The organism is Pseudalkalibacillus hwajinpoensis, assembly GCF_015234585.1.
Lineage (GTDB): Bacteria > Bacillota > Bacilli > Bacillales > Guptibacillaceae > Guptibacillus > Guptibacillus hwajinpoensis_B.
The window spans coordinates 1749546-1763693 of sequence record NZ_JADFCM010000008.1 but is presented as its reverse complement, the minus strand read 5'-3'; the positions used below and the strand labels follow the sequence as shown (position 1 = coordinate 1763693).

15 protein-coding genes are annotated in these 14148 nt (G+C 40.6%); 14 read left to right on the top strand and 1 reads right to left on the bottom strand.

Annotated features, from left to right (window positions below; genetic code table 11):
- The first annotated feature begins 11 nt into the window (after positions 1 to 11).
- The 5 genes from mtrB (at position 12) to ndk (ending at position 3547) form a co-directional block, all read left to right on the top strand.
- Positions 12 to 233, top strand: a complete 222-nt coding sequence (mtrB, locus tag IQ283_RS20655) for a trp RNA-binding attenuation protein MtrB (protein ID WP_098443979.1) — start codon at positions 12 to 14, stop codon at positions 231 to 233.
- A 213-nt stretch (positions 234 to 446) separates the two neighbouring features.
- The gene (locus IQ283_RS20650) at positions 447 to 1274 is read left to right on the top strand and encodes a heptaprenyl diphosphate synthase component 1 (protein ID WP_194221931.1); all 828 of its coding nucleotides are present in this window, start codon (positions 447 to 449) and stop codon (positions 1272 to 1274) included.
- A gap of 3 nt (positions 1275 to 1277) precedes the next feature.
- On the top strand, positions 1278 to 1991 hold the full coding sequence (locus IQ283_RS20645) for a demethylmenaquinone methyltransferase (protein ID WP_194221930.1): 714 nt from the start codon (positions 1278 to 1280) through the stop codon (positions 1989 to 1991).
- A 41-nt stretch (positions 1992 to 2032) separates the two neighbouring features.
- On the top strand, positions 2033 to 3001 hold the full coding sequence (gene hepT / locus IQ283_RS20640; protein WP_194221929.1) for a heptaprenyl diphosphate synthase component II: 969 nt from the start codon (positions 2033 to 2035) through the stop codon (positions 2999 to 3001).
- Between the two features lie 102 nt (positions 3002 to 3103).
- Positions 3104 to 3547 (top strand): nucleoside-diphosphate kinase, encoded by a 444-nt coding sequence (ndk, locus tag IQ283_RS20635; RefSeq protein ID WP_194221928.1) that lies wholly within the window; start codon positions 3104 to 3106, stop codon positions 3545 to 3547.
- An 81-nt stretch (positions 3548 to 3628) separates the two neighbouring features.
- On the opposite strand, the gene IQ283_RS20630 is transcribed toward ndk, so the two are convergent.
- Entirely contained in the window at positions 3629 to 5047 is a 1419-nt protein-coding gene (locus IQ283_RS20630) for an amidase (RefSeq protein WP_194221927.1), read from the bottom strand.
- Between the two features lie 279 nt (positions 5048 to 5326).
- Between IQ283_RS20630 and aroC the strand changes: the two genes are divergently transcribed.
- From aroC to trpA, 9 genes are all read left to right on the top strand, one after another.
- Entirely contained in the window at positions 5327 to 6499 is a 1173-nt protein-coding gene (gene aroC / locus IQ283_RS20625; RefSeq protein ID WP_194221926.1) for a chorismate synthase, read from the top strand.
- Between the two features lie 2 nt (positions 6500 to 6501).
- The gene (aroB, locus tag IQ283_RS20620) at positions 6502 to 7578 is read left to right on the top strand and encodes a 3-dehydroquinate synthase (protein WP_194221925.1); all 1077 of its coding nucleotides are present in this window, start codon (positions 6502 to 6504) and stop codon (positions 7576 to 7578) included.
- The gene (gene aroH / locus IQ283_RS20615; protein WP_194221924.1) at positions 7575 to 7937 is read left to right on the top strand and encodes a chorismate mutase; all 363 of its coding nucleotides are present in this window, start codon (positions 7575 to 7577) and stop codon (positions 7935 to 7937) included. The genes aroB and aroH overlap by 4 nt, the downstream gene beginning before the upstream one ends.
- 340 nt (positions 7938 to 8277) lie before the next feature.
- Positions 8278 to 9729 (top strand): anthranilate synthase component I, encoded by a 1452-nt coding sequence (gene trpE, locus IQ283_RS20610; protein WP_242057404.1) that lies wholly within the window; start codon positions 8278 to 8280, stop codon positions 9727 to 9729.
- Positions 9722 to 10747 (top strand): anthranilate phosphoribosyltransferase, encoded by a 1026-nt coding sequence (trpD, locus tag IQ283_RS20605; RefSeq protein WP_194221923.1) that lies wholly within the window; start codon positions 9722 to 9724, stop codon positions 10745 to 10747. The genes trpE and trpD overlap by 8 nt, the downstream gene beginning before the upstream one ends.
- Entirely contained in the window at positions 10740 to 11510 is a 771-nt protein-coding gene (gene trpC, locus IQ283_RS20600) for an indole-3-glycerol phosphate synthase TrpC (RefSeq protein ID WP_194221922.1), read from the top strand. The genes trpD and trpC overlap by 8 nt, the downstream gene beginning before the upstream one ends.
- Entirely contained in the window at positions 11497 to 12135 is a 639-nt protein-coding gene (locus tag IQ283_RS20595) for a phosphoribosylanthranilate isomerase (RefSeq protein ID WP_194221921.1), read from the top strand. The genes trpC and IQ283_RS20595 overlap by 14 nt, the downstream gene beginning before the upstream one ends.
- Positions 12136 to 12137: 2 nt before the next feature.
- Positions 12138 to 13325, top strand: coding sequence for a tryptophan synthase subunit beta (trpB, locus tag IQ283_RS20590; RefSeq protein ID WP_194221920.1), 1188 nt, complete (start codon positions 12138 to 12140; stop codon positions 13323 to 13325).
- Positions 13318 to 14145 carry a tryptophan synthase subunit alpha gene (gene trpA, locus IQ283_RS20585; RefSeq protein WP_194221919.1) on the top strand — a complete coding sequence of 276 codons (828 nt, stop codon included), beginning with the start codon at positions 13318 to 13320 and terminating at the stop codon, positions 14143 to 14145. Before trpB ends, trpA begins: the two co-directional genes overlap by 8 nt.
- The last annotated feature ends 3 nt before the right edge of the window (positions 14146 to 14148 follow it).

Sequence of the window (14148 nt, the reverse complement as noted above, 5' to 3'; positions counted from 1 at the left end):
GAGTGATCGATATGAAGAGTGATAGCAACGATTTTTTTGTAATTAAAGCACTTGAAAATGGTGTGAACGTTATTGGGTTGACGCGTGGATCTGATACAAGATTTCATCATTCAGAGAAACTAGATAAAGGCGAAGTTATGATTGCCCAATTCACGGAGCATACATCTGCGGTTAAGGTGAGAGGAAAAGCTGTCATTCAAACAGAACATGGTGAAATAAGTACGGAAGAGTAAAGCAGGACATTATAACCTGCTTTTCTTTCATTTCAAAACCTTAGCCGTTCGTTTTAGCTAGAGGGTTATTGTGCTATACTAGGAATGAATACATAATTTATACTTTAACAATGAAAAAACCGACAAAATAAAGTATATGGAAAATGTAAGCTTTCGCAAAAAGACGCGGCTGGCTCACTTTTCTAATTGGAAGACATGTAAGGGGTATGGGATATGACAAATCCGAAAGAAAGTACACATAAAAAAATAGCAGGAGTTCGAGACATGCTTCAGTCTCGCCTATCCCATTCATATTTGCTTCGATTTATTGATTTTCCAGTTATTGATGAAGAGAAGCTATATGTGTTCTATGGCATATTAGAACAAGCGAAGCTCGAACATAAAAGAAAGCAGGATACGCTCCTGTCCATCATGCTTGTGCAGATTGCACTTGATACGCATGAATTAATCTCACTCGATAATATTGAGAACGAAAGTGAACGGAAAAATCGTCAGCTAACGGTGCTTGCTGGTGACTATTTTAGTAGCATGTATTATCATATTCTTTCTAAGTGGGGAGATAATGGTCTGATTCGTACTCTTTCAGAGGCCATTCAGGAAATAAATGAGGCAAAGATGGCTTTTTATCAAACGGACTATACATCAATTGAATCCGTCTTTGATAACATAAAGACGATTGAGTCTATATTAGTTCGGAAAGTTGCTGAACATTATGGTTTAAATAACTGGAGCAATTTTGGAACTCACTATTTTTATATGAACCGTCTTCTTGTTGAACGTAAGAAGGGGCTCATTCAATCTGGGTCCGATGTCCTTTATAAGATTGCTGCTACGCTTCTATCGGTTAAAGATGCGAAGCTTACAACCAATCAAGTTTCTAAAGTAAGAATTGTCCTGGACTCTTATATTTCACATGCGAAGAAAGAGATGGATCAGCTACTTCATAACCATTCAGAGCTTCATCATCTGTTTCAGAAGCGATTTGAATATAATTGGGGTTTACTGGGCATACAGGAAAAGAAAATGGCGGAAGAGGGATAAAGAATGGCTTCATCTAAAGAAGAACGAGTTCACGACGTATTTCAAACCATATCAAAGCGATATGATGTCATGAATTCTGTGATTAGTTTTCAACGTCATAAAGCATGGCGTAAAGATACAATGCGACTGATGGACGTTCAGAAGGGAACAACAGCTTTAGACGTTTGCTGTGGTACTGCAGACTGGACACTGGCTATGGCAGATGCCGTCGGTAAAAGCGGAACGGCAATTGGACTTGATTTTAGCGAAAATATGCTTGAAGTAGGTCAAGTGAAAGTCAGGGAAAAGAAAAAAGATAATGTTACACTTCTTCATGGAAATGCGATGAATCTCCCTTTTGAAGATAATTCCTTTGACTATGTGACAATTGGCTTTGGACTCCGTAATGTACCGGATTACAATCAAGTTATTAAAGAAATGTTTCGGGTAGTAAAACCGGGTGGTCAGGTGGTTTGTCTAGAGACAAGTCAACCTACGATTCCAGTATTCAGACAGGTGTATTATGGTTACTTTAAACACGTAATGCCGGTGCTAGGTAAAGTTTTTGCGAAGAGTTACGAAGAGTATTCATGGTTACAGGAATCAGCAAGCACATTCCCTGGACGCGATGAATTAAAGCAACTTTTCTTTCAAAATGGATTTAGCCGTGTAGACATAAAGCCATACTCAGGTGGCGTTGCAGCGATGCATAGAGGATTTAAGCCAATCAAACCATAAAAGAGAACAGATATTTTGTGAAAATCAGTAAGGTGGATCTCATGAAATTAAAAACGATATACGCTTCTTTAAAAAAAGATTTATCTTTTATTGAATCCGAACTGGAGCAAACGGTAGATGCTCACCATCCTGTTCTCCGGGATGCTTCTAACCACCTATTAAAAGCTGGAGGGAAACGAATCCGTCCTGTTTTCGTTTTGCTCTCAGGTAAATTTGGGGATTATAATTTGCCACTTATGAAGAATGTGGCAGTGGCACTTGAACTTATTCATATGGCTTCTCTCGTACATGACGATGTGATCGATGATGCAGAAATGAGAAGAGGGGCTAAAACGATTAAAGCCAAATGGGATAATCGTGTGGCGATGTATACTGGGGACTATATTTTTGCACGAGCGATTGAGCTCGTTACAGAATTGAAAGAACCAGCTGCCAATACCATTTTATCTACTGCGATTCTTGAGATGAGCATAGGTGAAATTGAACAAATTCGTGATCAATTTAACTGGAATCAAAATGTACGAGATTATTTTCGGAGAATCAAGCGGAAAACCGCTCTACTTATTGCTACCTCTTGTGAACTTGGTGCTGTAGCAGCAGGTGCTTCGAAAGCAGAACAGCTTCATCTTAAAAAGTTCGGTTATTACGTTGGAATGTCCTACCAAATCACGGATGATATTTTGGACTACACAGGAACGGTTAAGCAGCTTGGAAAGCCCGCTGGTGGCGATTTATTACAGGGGAATATTACGTTACCGGTGCTTTATGCCATGAATCAAGGTAACAAGGAAGAAATCATGAATGTGTTCTCAGAAGAACTCTATGCTTCTCAGGAGCAAGTAAATCAAGTCATAAGCATTGTAAAGTCTTCTGGAGGTATTGAGCACGCACGGGACATTAGTGATCGCTATCTTCAAAAGGCGTTTCATGAATTGAATCAATTACCTTCGCATTCTGCTAGAACCTCACTTAGACAAATCGCAGAATATATAGGCAAACGGAAACATTAAAAGGAAATGTTGTTATTTTTGCGAATATTTGATAGAATTTTGAAGGGCAGAAAAATGCTTTCTGCCCTATACATATAAAGTGTTGAAAGTGAGGAGATTTTTGTGGAGAAAACATTTCTAATGGTAAAACCTGACGGGGTTCAACGTAATTTAATTGGTGGGATTGTATCACGCTTCGAGAATAAAGGCTTTAACTTAGTGGGAGCGAAATTGATGACGGTTTCAAAAGACCTTGCAGAAACTCACTACGGCGAACATAAAGAGCGTCCATTCTTCGGCGAACTAGTAGATTTCATTACATCAGGTCCTGTCTTTGCGATGGTTTGGGAAGGTGAGAACGTCATCTCAACAGCACGTACAATGATGGGGGCAACAAATCCGAAAGATGCAAGTCCAGGAACGATACGTGGTGACCATGGAGTGCAAGTAAGTATGAATGTCATTCACGGTTCAGATTCTCCAGAAAGTGCTGAAAGAGAAATTGCTTTATTTTTTAATGAAAATGAACTAAATGAGTATGCGAAAACGATCTCAAAGTGGGTTTGATTTTTTGCAACAAAATGAAAGCGCTTATATAAAAGAATCCGGACAACTAGTCCGGATTCTTTTATTACATGAAGTCTTAAGTTATAAGTTTGGAAATTGGAAAACTTTTTCGATTTCAATAGTATGTGCAATTCGAAGCAATAAACTATCGTTAAATTTCTTAGATGCCGCTTGAAGACCTACTGGTAAGCCTGAATGTGCTAAACCAACGGGTATTGATATAGCCGGGTGCCCGGTACAATTATAAAGCTGTGTCATCATCCAGTCAGAAATAGGGGCGGATGCTTTTCCGTTAATCCGATCGGGTCCTTCGATCTGGTGTGAAAAAGCGGTTACCCCAACTACAGGAGAGAGAATGGCATCAAAACGATTAAGTTCTTTTTGGATGATGTTCCACACTTGTGTTCTCTTCATTTCAGTTTCTCTCAATTCTACTGCACTGAGCTTTCTGCCTGCTTCAATCATGTTAGAGACAGATGAGCTAAATTGAGATGGGAAACGGTCGTAAAGGGATCCGTAAGCAGACGCTAACCCCGCAAACCACATTTTATTAAAGAAAGAAATTAATTCTTCTAATTTCATCTCAAACTGGAAGGGGATTTTTTCTACTATTGCCCCTTGATCACGTAATATGGAAATAGCTTCTTCAATTGGGCCTAGAATCATTGGGTCATATGGGTATAACCCGAAATCCTCTGTATAGGCAAATTTCTTTCCTTTCACTCCCAGCTGCATTTCTTGTTGTAGGTTACTTTCTGGTACTGGAACCGAGTAAGGGTCATTTGGTTCGTAACCTTCCATAACCGATAGAAGTAATGCCGCGTCTTCCGTAGATCTCGCCATTGGACCATAATGTACAAAAGGCTGTGTAGTTCCGAAGCGATTGATCGGTGAACTATCGAATGGAACGCGGCCAAATGTTGGTTTGAGGCCGATAATGCCATTAAGACTCGAAGGAATTCGAATCGATCCGCCACCGTCACTTCCCTCTGCCAACGGAACGCATTTGCTTGCTACTGCAGCAGCCGATCCACCACTAGAGCCACCGGCAGTTCTAGATGAATCCCATGGATTTTTCGCTGGCCCAGCTAAAAGGTTATCTGTCGTACCTTTATGTCCAAATTCAGGAGTGTTCGTTTTTCCAATGATGATTGCACCAGCATCACGAATCCTTTTAACTATCGTTGGTTCTGATTGGGCAGTGTGATCTTTAAAAATTGGGGAGCCAAAGGTAGTAAGGCGACCAGTTACGGGGGTGAGGTCTTTAAGGGCGAGTGGGATTCCGTGTAAAGGACCACGTACTCCACTTTTCATCAGCTCTTCCTCAGCTCCTTTTGCTTCTTTTAAAGCTTCTTCTTCGAAAATAGTGATAAATAAGTTGAATTTAGGATTCAATTGTTTTATTCGTTCAAGATGACTTTGCACAACTTCAACAGGTGAAAGTTCTTTTGTCATTATTTTTTTGGCCATGGATTGAGCGGTTAGGTTTGTAATTTCCATCTGTACACTTCCTTAAGTTAAACTATACCGTCAACTGTAACGAAATATGGCTTATGAGGCAATCAAGTATCGCTCTTAACTATAAACATAACGTGGTTAACAGTAGTAGCAAGGAGGGGATCTTAACAGAGAGGAAGAATAAAAAATTGTGTTTTTTTAGTTAAATTATGTTAGGATATGCCCAACCATTATTGAAAAAGTTAAAAATAATTACACGAATTTTAGATGGTGTGATATAGTAGTACGTAAAAGCGCCAAAGCAAAATGGAGGAGATAGAGATGAGATACTTAACAGCAGGAGAATCACACGGACCACAGCTAACGACAATACTTGAAGGACTTCCTTCTGGTCTTGAGCTAGTAGCAGAAGATATTAATACAGAACTTGCGAGGCGCCAACTTGGATACGGGAGAGGTCGCCGTATGCAAATTGAGAAGGATCAGGTTCAAATTCTAAGTGGTGTTCGTCACGCGAAATCAACTGGTGCTCCAGTTGCACTTGTCGTAGAAAATAAAGACTGGACACATTGGAAAAATTACATGGGTGCTGAACCATTAACAAAAGAACAAGAAGAAAACATGAAGCGTCAAATCTCACGTCCGCGACCTGGTCATGCAGATTTAAACGGCGCTATTAAATACAATCATCGAGATATGAGAAACGTGTTAGAACGGTCATCTGCTAGAGAAACAACAGTAAGAGTTGCTGCTGGAGCTGTAGCTAAAAAACTACTTAAGACACTTGGTATTAAGGTGGCTGGGCACGTGCGCATGATTGGAGGAATTGAGAGTCAATACGATGGTGGTATGTCTCTTGAAGAAATTCAGCGTGTTTCAGAAGAATCGCCTGTTCGAAGCCTTGATGAAGTAGCTGGTCAGAAAATGATGGAAGCAATTGATGATGCAAAGAAAAATGGCGACTCAATTGGTGGAATCGTCGAAGTGATCGTAGAAGGATTGCCTGTAGGTCTTGGAAGTCATGTTCACTATGATCGAAAGCTTGATTCGAAAATTGCTGGTGCTGTTATGAGTATTAATGCATTCAAAGGTGTTGAATTTGGAATAGGTTTTGATGCAGCAAAAATTCCTGGAAGTGAAGTCCATGATGAAATTCAATGGTCTGAGGAAGAGGGATACACACGTAAAACAAATCGCCTTGGTGGTTTTGAAGGTGGTATGACAACCGGTATGCCTATCGTTGTGAAAGGGGTTATGAAACCTATTCCAACATTATACAAACCACTGCAAAGTGTAGATATCGATTCAAAAGAGCCATTCCAAGCGAGTATAGAACGATCTGATAGCTGTGCGGTTCCAGCCGCAAGCGTTGTTGCTGAGAATGTTGTCGCATGGGAAGTAGCGTGTTCAATTCTTGATAAGTTTGGTCATGATCGTATTGAAGAAATTGCAGATGCGCTTGAACGCTTCAGGACATATAGCCGGGAGTTTTAAGGATGGACAGTTTAAAGATTGATACAAATGGGGGATGTTATTCTGTTCATATTGGAACTGGGATTCGAAACAAATGGAGAGATCTGATTGATTACGCTTCTTACTCAAGTTTTTTCATTATTACAGATGAAGCAGTTGAAGCAAGATATTTATCATCAATTCAAGGACATGAGAATATCCGGACTTTCGTTGTTCCTTCTGGAGAAGAATCGAAATCTTTCGCTATGTACCATGAGGTAATGACGGCATTACTTAAAGCTGAGTTGGATCGAAAAGCCTGCATCATCGCTCTTGGTGGTGGGGTAGTAGGTGATCTAGCCGGCTTTGCTGCCGCTACATACATGAGAGGAATTGAATTTATTCAAATTCCAACTACGTTACTAGCTCATGACTCAAGCGTTGGTGGCAAAACAGGGATTAACCATGAAGTCGGTAAGAATTTAATTGGTGCCTTTCATCAGCCATCAGCCGTTATTTATGATACGGAGTGTCTAAGAACCCTTCCAGATCGCGAATGGCGTTCTGGATTTAGTGAAGTGATCAAGCATGCGCTCATACATGATGAATCGTTTTTACAATGGCTAATGGATAGAGGAAAGAAAGTTCAGGACTACACAGATGAAGAGCTTCAATTCATTATTAAGAAGGGTATTAGTGTCAAAGGCGCAATTGTGAAGGAAGATGAGCGCGAACAAGGAATCAGAGCTTACTTGAATTTTGGTCATACACTAGGTCACGCGATTGAATCAGAGCTTGGATATGGAAAAATGACACACGGAGAAGCGGTTGCTATTGGTATGATCTATGCCCTCAAACTAAGTGAGGAATATTTTCAAACAACGTTTCGTATGGATGAAATAACGAAATGGTTTCAAGATATCGGTCTTCCTACTGCGGTTCCGAATGAGCTTAGTAGTCACAAATTAGTTGGCCGGATGAAGAAAGACAAAAAAGCGGAAAACAAAACATTACAATTTGTTTTATTAAAGAAGATCGGTCAGCCTGTTAAGGTGATAATAGACGATGAATCTGCCCTTGAACTGCTTCGATCTAGTATGGAAGGGAGTGGAGCACATTGATTCGAGGGGTTAGAGGAGCAACAACAGTTAACCTTAATGAAAAAGATGAAATTATTCATGCAACGACGACATTACTAGAACAACTAATCGAACATAATAAAATCGATCCTGCTATGGTGGCGTCCATTCAGTTTACGATGACTGGGGATTTAGATGCTGTATTCCCTGCAGAAGCAGTTCGAGCATTTAAAGGGTGGTCAAACGTTCCGTTGCTTTGCTCATCAGAAATCCCTGTTCAAGGAGCGCTACCGCTGTGTATTCGACTGTTAATGACGGTGAATACAACAATTGACCAGGATGAAATTAATCACATTTATTTAGAGAAAGCTGTGTCACTTCGTCCAGATCTTGCGAGTTGACAAATCAGATTCATCATACTAGGATAGAAATAAGTTTTAGAGCAGAGGCACGATTAGGTATTACGAGTTGAGAGAGCAGAGAATAGGATAGTTGAGTTGAGGAGAGCTTAGAGGGATACGTTTATACACCCCCTGAGGTTATTAGGGGGTTTTATTATACCTTTTTTCGATATTGGTAACATTCAGACAATTACAGTCTGTTCTTTGTTATACCACATTTTTATCCTCGGATTACTCAGCTTTTCCATTCTCCATGACTAACAATGGAGAGGTGAGAAAGTTGACTTCAAATTATTCTTCTTTTCAAAGGGATTCCGAAACTTACGGGATGATCCCATTAATGAAGTCGTATTTCCTTGATACGACAACACCCATTCAAATTTTTCAAAATATAGGTAAACGAGCAAGCTTTCTATTAGAGAGTAGTGATCAAGAGTCAAGCTGGTCACGCTATTCATTTATAGGAGTAGATCCAGTCTATTCCCTGGTTGAACAAAAAGGTGTTTTCTCTGTTAATGATGTGGATGGGAATAGAATCCTTCAACGAAATGATTTCCAGTCAGGAGTAAAAGCACTATTTGAATATTTAAATCCTAAGCTACCAGATCACGACTTCCCTTTTTATGGTGGAGCTGTTGGCTATATTGGCTATGATGCTGTTAGTCAATTTGACAAAATTCCAGTTCATCCTGACCGGGACGAAGATATGCCGTTAGTTCATTTTATGGTTTGTGAGAATTTATTAATCTATGATCATCATTTAAAGCGATTAACAGTTTGTCATCACGCCAGGGTAAAAGAGGCTTTAGATGTTGAACGAGTTTATACCGATGCTTTTTCGATTATGGAAGAACTTGTCTCTCTTGCATCAAAGCCTAATCAAGGTGAAGTGATGCTTCTTCCTGAAGATGCTTCACATGAAGTGGATTTCTCTGAAATTAAATCGAACTATGAAAAGCAGCAATTCTTAAATGATGTTAATAAAATAAAATCTTATATTGAAGAAGGGGATGTCTTCCAGGCGGTATTATCTCAAAGGTTTGAAAAAGATGTCACCATTGGAGGATTAGATCTTTATCGAGTTCTCCGAGTCATTAACCCATCACCATATATGTTTTATTTAAAAATGAACGATGTAGAAATCATCGGTAGTTCACCTGAGAAATTAGTTCAGGTACAAGATGGGAAAATTGAGATCGATCCAATTGCAGGGACGAGAAAACGTGGAAAAACAGCTCAAGAAGATAATGAGCTCGCTGAAGAATTGCTTGAAGATGAGAAGGAACGAGCAGAGCACTATATGCTCGTCGATCTTGCAAGAAATGACGTTGGGAGAGTAGCGGAATACGGAAGTGTTTCAGTACCACAGTTAATGGACATTGGACGCTTCTCTCATGTGATGCACATTATTTCTAAAGTAACAGGTGTTTTGGCACCTCGATTTACTAGTTTAGATGCGGTAGTAGCCTCCTTTCCTGCAGGTACAGTTTCTGGTGCGCCAAAAGTAAGGGCGATGCAAATATTGAACGAGCTTGAACCAACTTCGCGATCCATTTATTCAGGAGCTATTGGATATATAGGATTTGATGGCAATGTTGATTCATGTATCGCCATTCGAACAATGGTGATCAAAGACGGTACAGCATACGTGCAAGCAGGAGCAGGGATCGTAGCTGATTCCGTACCTGAGAGCGAATGGGAAGAGACGCGAAATAAGGCGAGTGCTCTAATTAAAGCGATTCAGGTAGCGGAAGCCATTTTCGACAAAAAGGAGGAGCAGCTAAATGTTTAAAGAACAATTAAGCAGAATGATGGAGGGGCACACGCTGGCTGAATCCATAGCAGAACAGGTCATGGATGTTATTATGGAAGGAAGAGCGAATGATGCACAAATTGCTAGCTTCCTAACCATTCTCCAAATGAGGGGAGAAACGGTTGATGAATTGACTGGGTTTGTTCGCTCCCTTCGAAACCATGTTGTTCAGCTTGATCATGGCGGACTGCCGCTAATCGATACTTGTGGTACAGGAGGGGACGGCCACTCTACCTTCAATATTTCAACTGCTTCGGCCATACTCGTATCTAGTCTGGGTGTCAAAGTTGCGAAACACGGTAATAAAGCTGTTTCCTCTAAGAGTGGTAGCGCAGATGTTCTTGATGAGCTCGGTATCCCTACACAATCAAGTCGTAGCGAAGCTGTTGCAACTCTGAAGGAAAGAAACATGTGTTTCCTATTTGCTCCGAATTACCATGTAGCTATGAAGCACGCTGTAAGTGCTCGAAAAGCGATTGGTTTTAGAACGGTTTTTAATAGCCTAGGGCCGCTAGCAAATCCAGCCGGTAGTCAGTCACAGCTAATTGGTGTTTATAGTCATGACAAAGCATTGAAAATGGCGAAAGCATTAAAGCGTCTAGGAACAAAACGCGCTTTACTGGTGACTGGTGGGGAAGGAATCGATGAGTGTTCTATTTCAACTTACACTGATTTTGTCGAATTAAGAAATGGTGAGATCATGACTTATCGCCACACACCAGAAGAAGTTGGTCTATCAACAGGTAACGCTCAGGATTTAGTGGTCAACACTTCAAAAGAAAGTGCGAGTTTAATTGAACGAATTTTTAACGATGAAGGAAATGAAGCTAGCACTGGAATTGTTCTCTATAATGCTGGAGCAGCTCTCTACCTTGCAGGAGCGTGTGCAACTATTAAAGAAGGTGTGCAGATGGCTAAAGAAGCCATTATGAATGGTACTGGTCGAAAGCAACTAAATGCATTAAGCGCAAACAAGGAGTTGAATGTTCATGCTTGATCAAATTATTAAAGTGAAGCACGAAGAGATGGAACGGTTTATTATGCCGGATGATGAAAAAGTGACAAATGTTTCATTTTTAGGAAGTTTGCGTAAGCCAACGCATGAATTAGGATTGATTGCAGAAGTGAAAAAAGCCTCTCCTTCAAAAGGTATTATCAACGCCAACTTTGATCCTGTAGAAGTAGCTAAAGCTTATGAAAAAGCAGGAGCGGATGCCATTTCTGTTTTAACGGATGAGTCATTCTTTATGGGGGCAAATTCCTTCCTAACAGAAGTTAAAAAGCACGTGTCTTTACCGGTTTTACGGAAAGACTTTATTATTGATAAAAGACAAATTGAAGAGAGTAAACGTATTGGTGCAGATGCTATTCTATTAATTGTGCGAGCGCTTGGCGCAATAAAGACCAAGGAATTTTATGATTATGCTTCAAATTTAGGATTAGAATGCCTTGTTGAAGTACATTCCAAAGAAGAGCTTGAAGCGCTTACTGATCACTTTACTCCAGAAGTCATAGGAATTAACAATCGTAATCTCGCAACATTTGAAACGTCTACTAAACAAACACACTCACTCAGCCAGTATATTCCTCAGTCAACATTGATGATTAGCGAAAGCGGCATATCAACTTACGAGGATATTAAAGACGTGAAAAGTGCGGGAGCGAAAGCCGTACTAGTAGGTGAGGCCCTTATGAGAGATGGTACTTATGAAAAGGGAATTAAGCATTTGTTTGGTGAAACAGTTCATGAGAAAGCCTGAACTTAAGCTGTGCGGTAATCGCTCGTTAGAGGATTGGGAGAGCGTAAGAGTGAGCGGTGTCCCATATGCAGGATTTATTTTTGCAAATAGCGTACGGCGCGTTACGGATGAACAAGTTAAAGGTTGGTTAAGCGATTATCCACCGCTGAATGATACGAAAATTGTAGGGGTGTTTGTGAACCCGGAATTAGAAGAGTTAGCGCAAACGGTAAGTGAAGTACCGCTTGATATTCTCCAACTCCATGGTAATGAAACACCAGCTTTCGCGGCCAAGATTAAACAAATGACAGGGAAAACGATTTGGAAAGTGATTCATCATGGTAAAAGATCTCTAGATGAAATGAAACGGTACGAAGGTATCGCTGACGGATATATCGTTGACACCAAACTACCTGGACAATGGGGAGGAACCGGAAAACGATTTGATTGGGATTCTATCCCGTCATATCAGGCTGAAGCGGCTGAGCAAAGGGTGCCTTTATTTGTAGCAGGTGGAGTAAAGCCAGATAATGTTCAAGAATTGATAAGCTACCATCCAGATGGAATAGATGTATCAAGTGGAATCGAAACCGATGATAGGAAAGATAAAACGAAAATGAACACCATAATCGAAAGGCTGGGATAACAATGTCAACAACTGTACCTGATCAACGCGGTAGATATGGAAGATACGGCGGTAAATATGTTCCGGAAACAGCGATGTATGCGTTAGAAGAATTAGAACAATCGCTAAACGAAGCAATGGCAGACGAACAATTTATGACGAGTTATCATGAGGAACTGAAAAAATATTCAGGTCGACCAACGCCGATTACACATGCAGAAAACTTGTCAAAAAGACTTGGCGGGGCACAAATTTATTTGAAGCGTGAAGATCTTAACCATACAGGGGCACATAAATTAAATAATGCAATTGGACAGGCTCTTCTTGCCGTTCGTATGGGGAAAGAAAAAATTGTTGCTGAAACAGGTGCTGGCCAGCATGGTGTTGCAGCTGCAACTGTAGCCGCTCGATTTGGATTAGAATGTAAAGTGTTTATGGGAGAAGAGGATATTAGACGTCAGGAATTGAATGTGTTCAGAATGAAGCTTCTCGGTGCTGAAGTTGTCCCAGTCTCTTCTGGTAGCAAAACGTTAAAAGATGCGACGAATGAAGCGATTCGGTACTGGGTAGCAAATGTGGAAGATACGTTCTATTTAATTGGTTCTGTAGTTGGCCCGCATCCTTATCCGAAAATGGTAAGGGATTTCCAGCGCGTGATCGGCGATGAATCACGCGAACAAATGGAAGCATTACCCGATAAGGTAATCGCTTGTGTTGGAGGTGGAAGTAATGCAATGGGCATGTTCTATCCATTTCTTAAAGATGATGTTCGCTTGATTGGCGTAGAAGCTGCCGGTAAGGGGATTCATACTGGAGAACACGCCGCAACGCTCTCTGAAGGTCGTCTCGGTGTTATTCATGGCTCAATTACTTACTTATTGCAAAACGAAACGGGACAAATTCAAGAGCCACATTCAATTTCTGCCGGACTCGATTATCCTGGAATTGGACCTGAGCATGCCTATTTAAATGAAACGGGTCGCGTGACATATACAGGAATTACTGATAATGAAGCACTTGATGCATTAAAAGTTCTATCTGAAGAGGAAGGTATCATTCCGGCGATTGAAAGTGCTCATGCGCTATCTGAAGCAATTAAGCAAGCGCCAGACATGAACGAAAATGAAGTTATTCTTGTATGCCTCTCAGGAAGAGGAGATAAGGATGTGCACACGATAATGGAACATCTTGGAGGTGACGTTAATGAATAAACGATTTGAGAAACATGTAGATGGACGAAACGATCTATTCATACCTTTTGTTGTAGCTGGTGATCCAACTGAAGAAACGACTATTAATTTAGCATTGATGCTTCAAGAAGAAGGAGCTAATGCAATTGAACTCGGTATTCCATATTCTGATCCTCTAGCAGATGGTCCAGTGATTCAGCGTGCGTCACTACGTGCATTAGAACACGGAATGAGCCTTGAGAAAGCGATGGGTCTCGTGAAACAAATGCGAGAAAAAGGACTTGAAATTCCAGTTGTGATATTTACTTATTACAATCTTTTGTTACAATTAGGAGAAGAACGCTTCTTCGCTTTAGTGCGAGAAAATGATATTGACGGACTATTAGTTCCAGATCTTCCTTTTGAAGAAAGTGAAGAGTGGAGAGAAAGTTGCAATGCTAATGAGACTGCGCTGATTTCTCTTGTTGCGCCAACAACTTCAGATAAAAGACTGCAGGCCATTTCGAAAGAAGCTACTGGATTTCTTTATTGCGTCTCGTCACTCGGTGTTACGGGAACGAGGACTGACTTTCATTCCTCAGTCTTTACATTTCTCGATCGAGTGAAAGAGCATAGTATGATTCCAGTTGCGGTTGGCTTTGGAGTCTCGGCTCCTGAACAAGTTGAAAAGCTAAAAGAGCACTGTGATGGCGTTATTGTTGGTAGTGCGATTATTCGTCAAGTTGAGGAACAAGTGGAAGTGTTGAAGAAAGAAGCATCCCAGAAAGAAGGGATAGATCAAATTCGGGCATATGTACGAAATTTGATTTCTCCATATGGGAAAGTGAAAATCCATTCGTGAGGT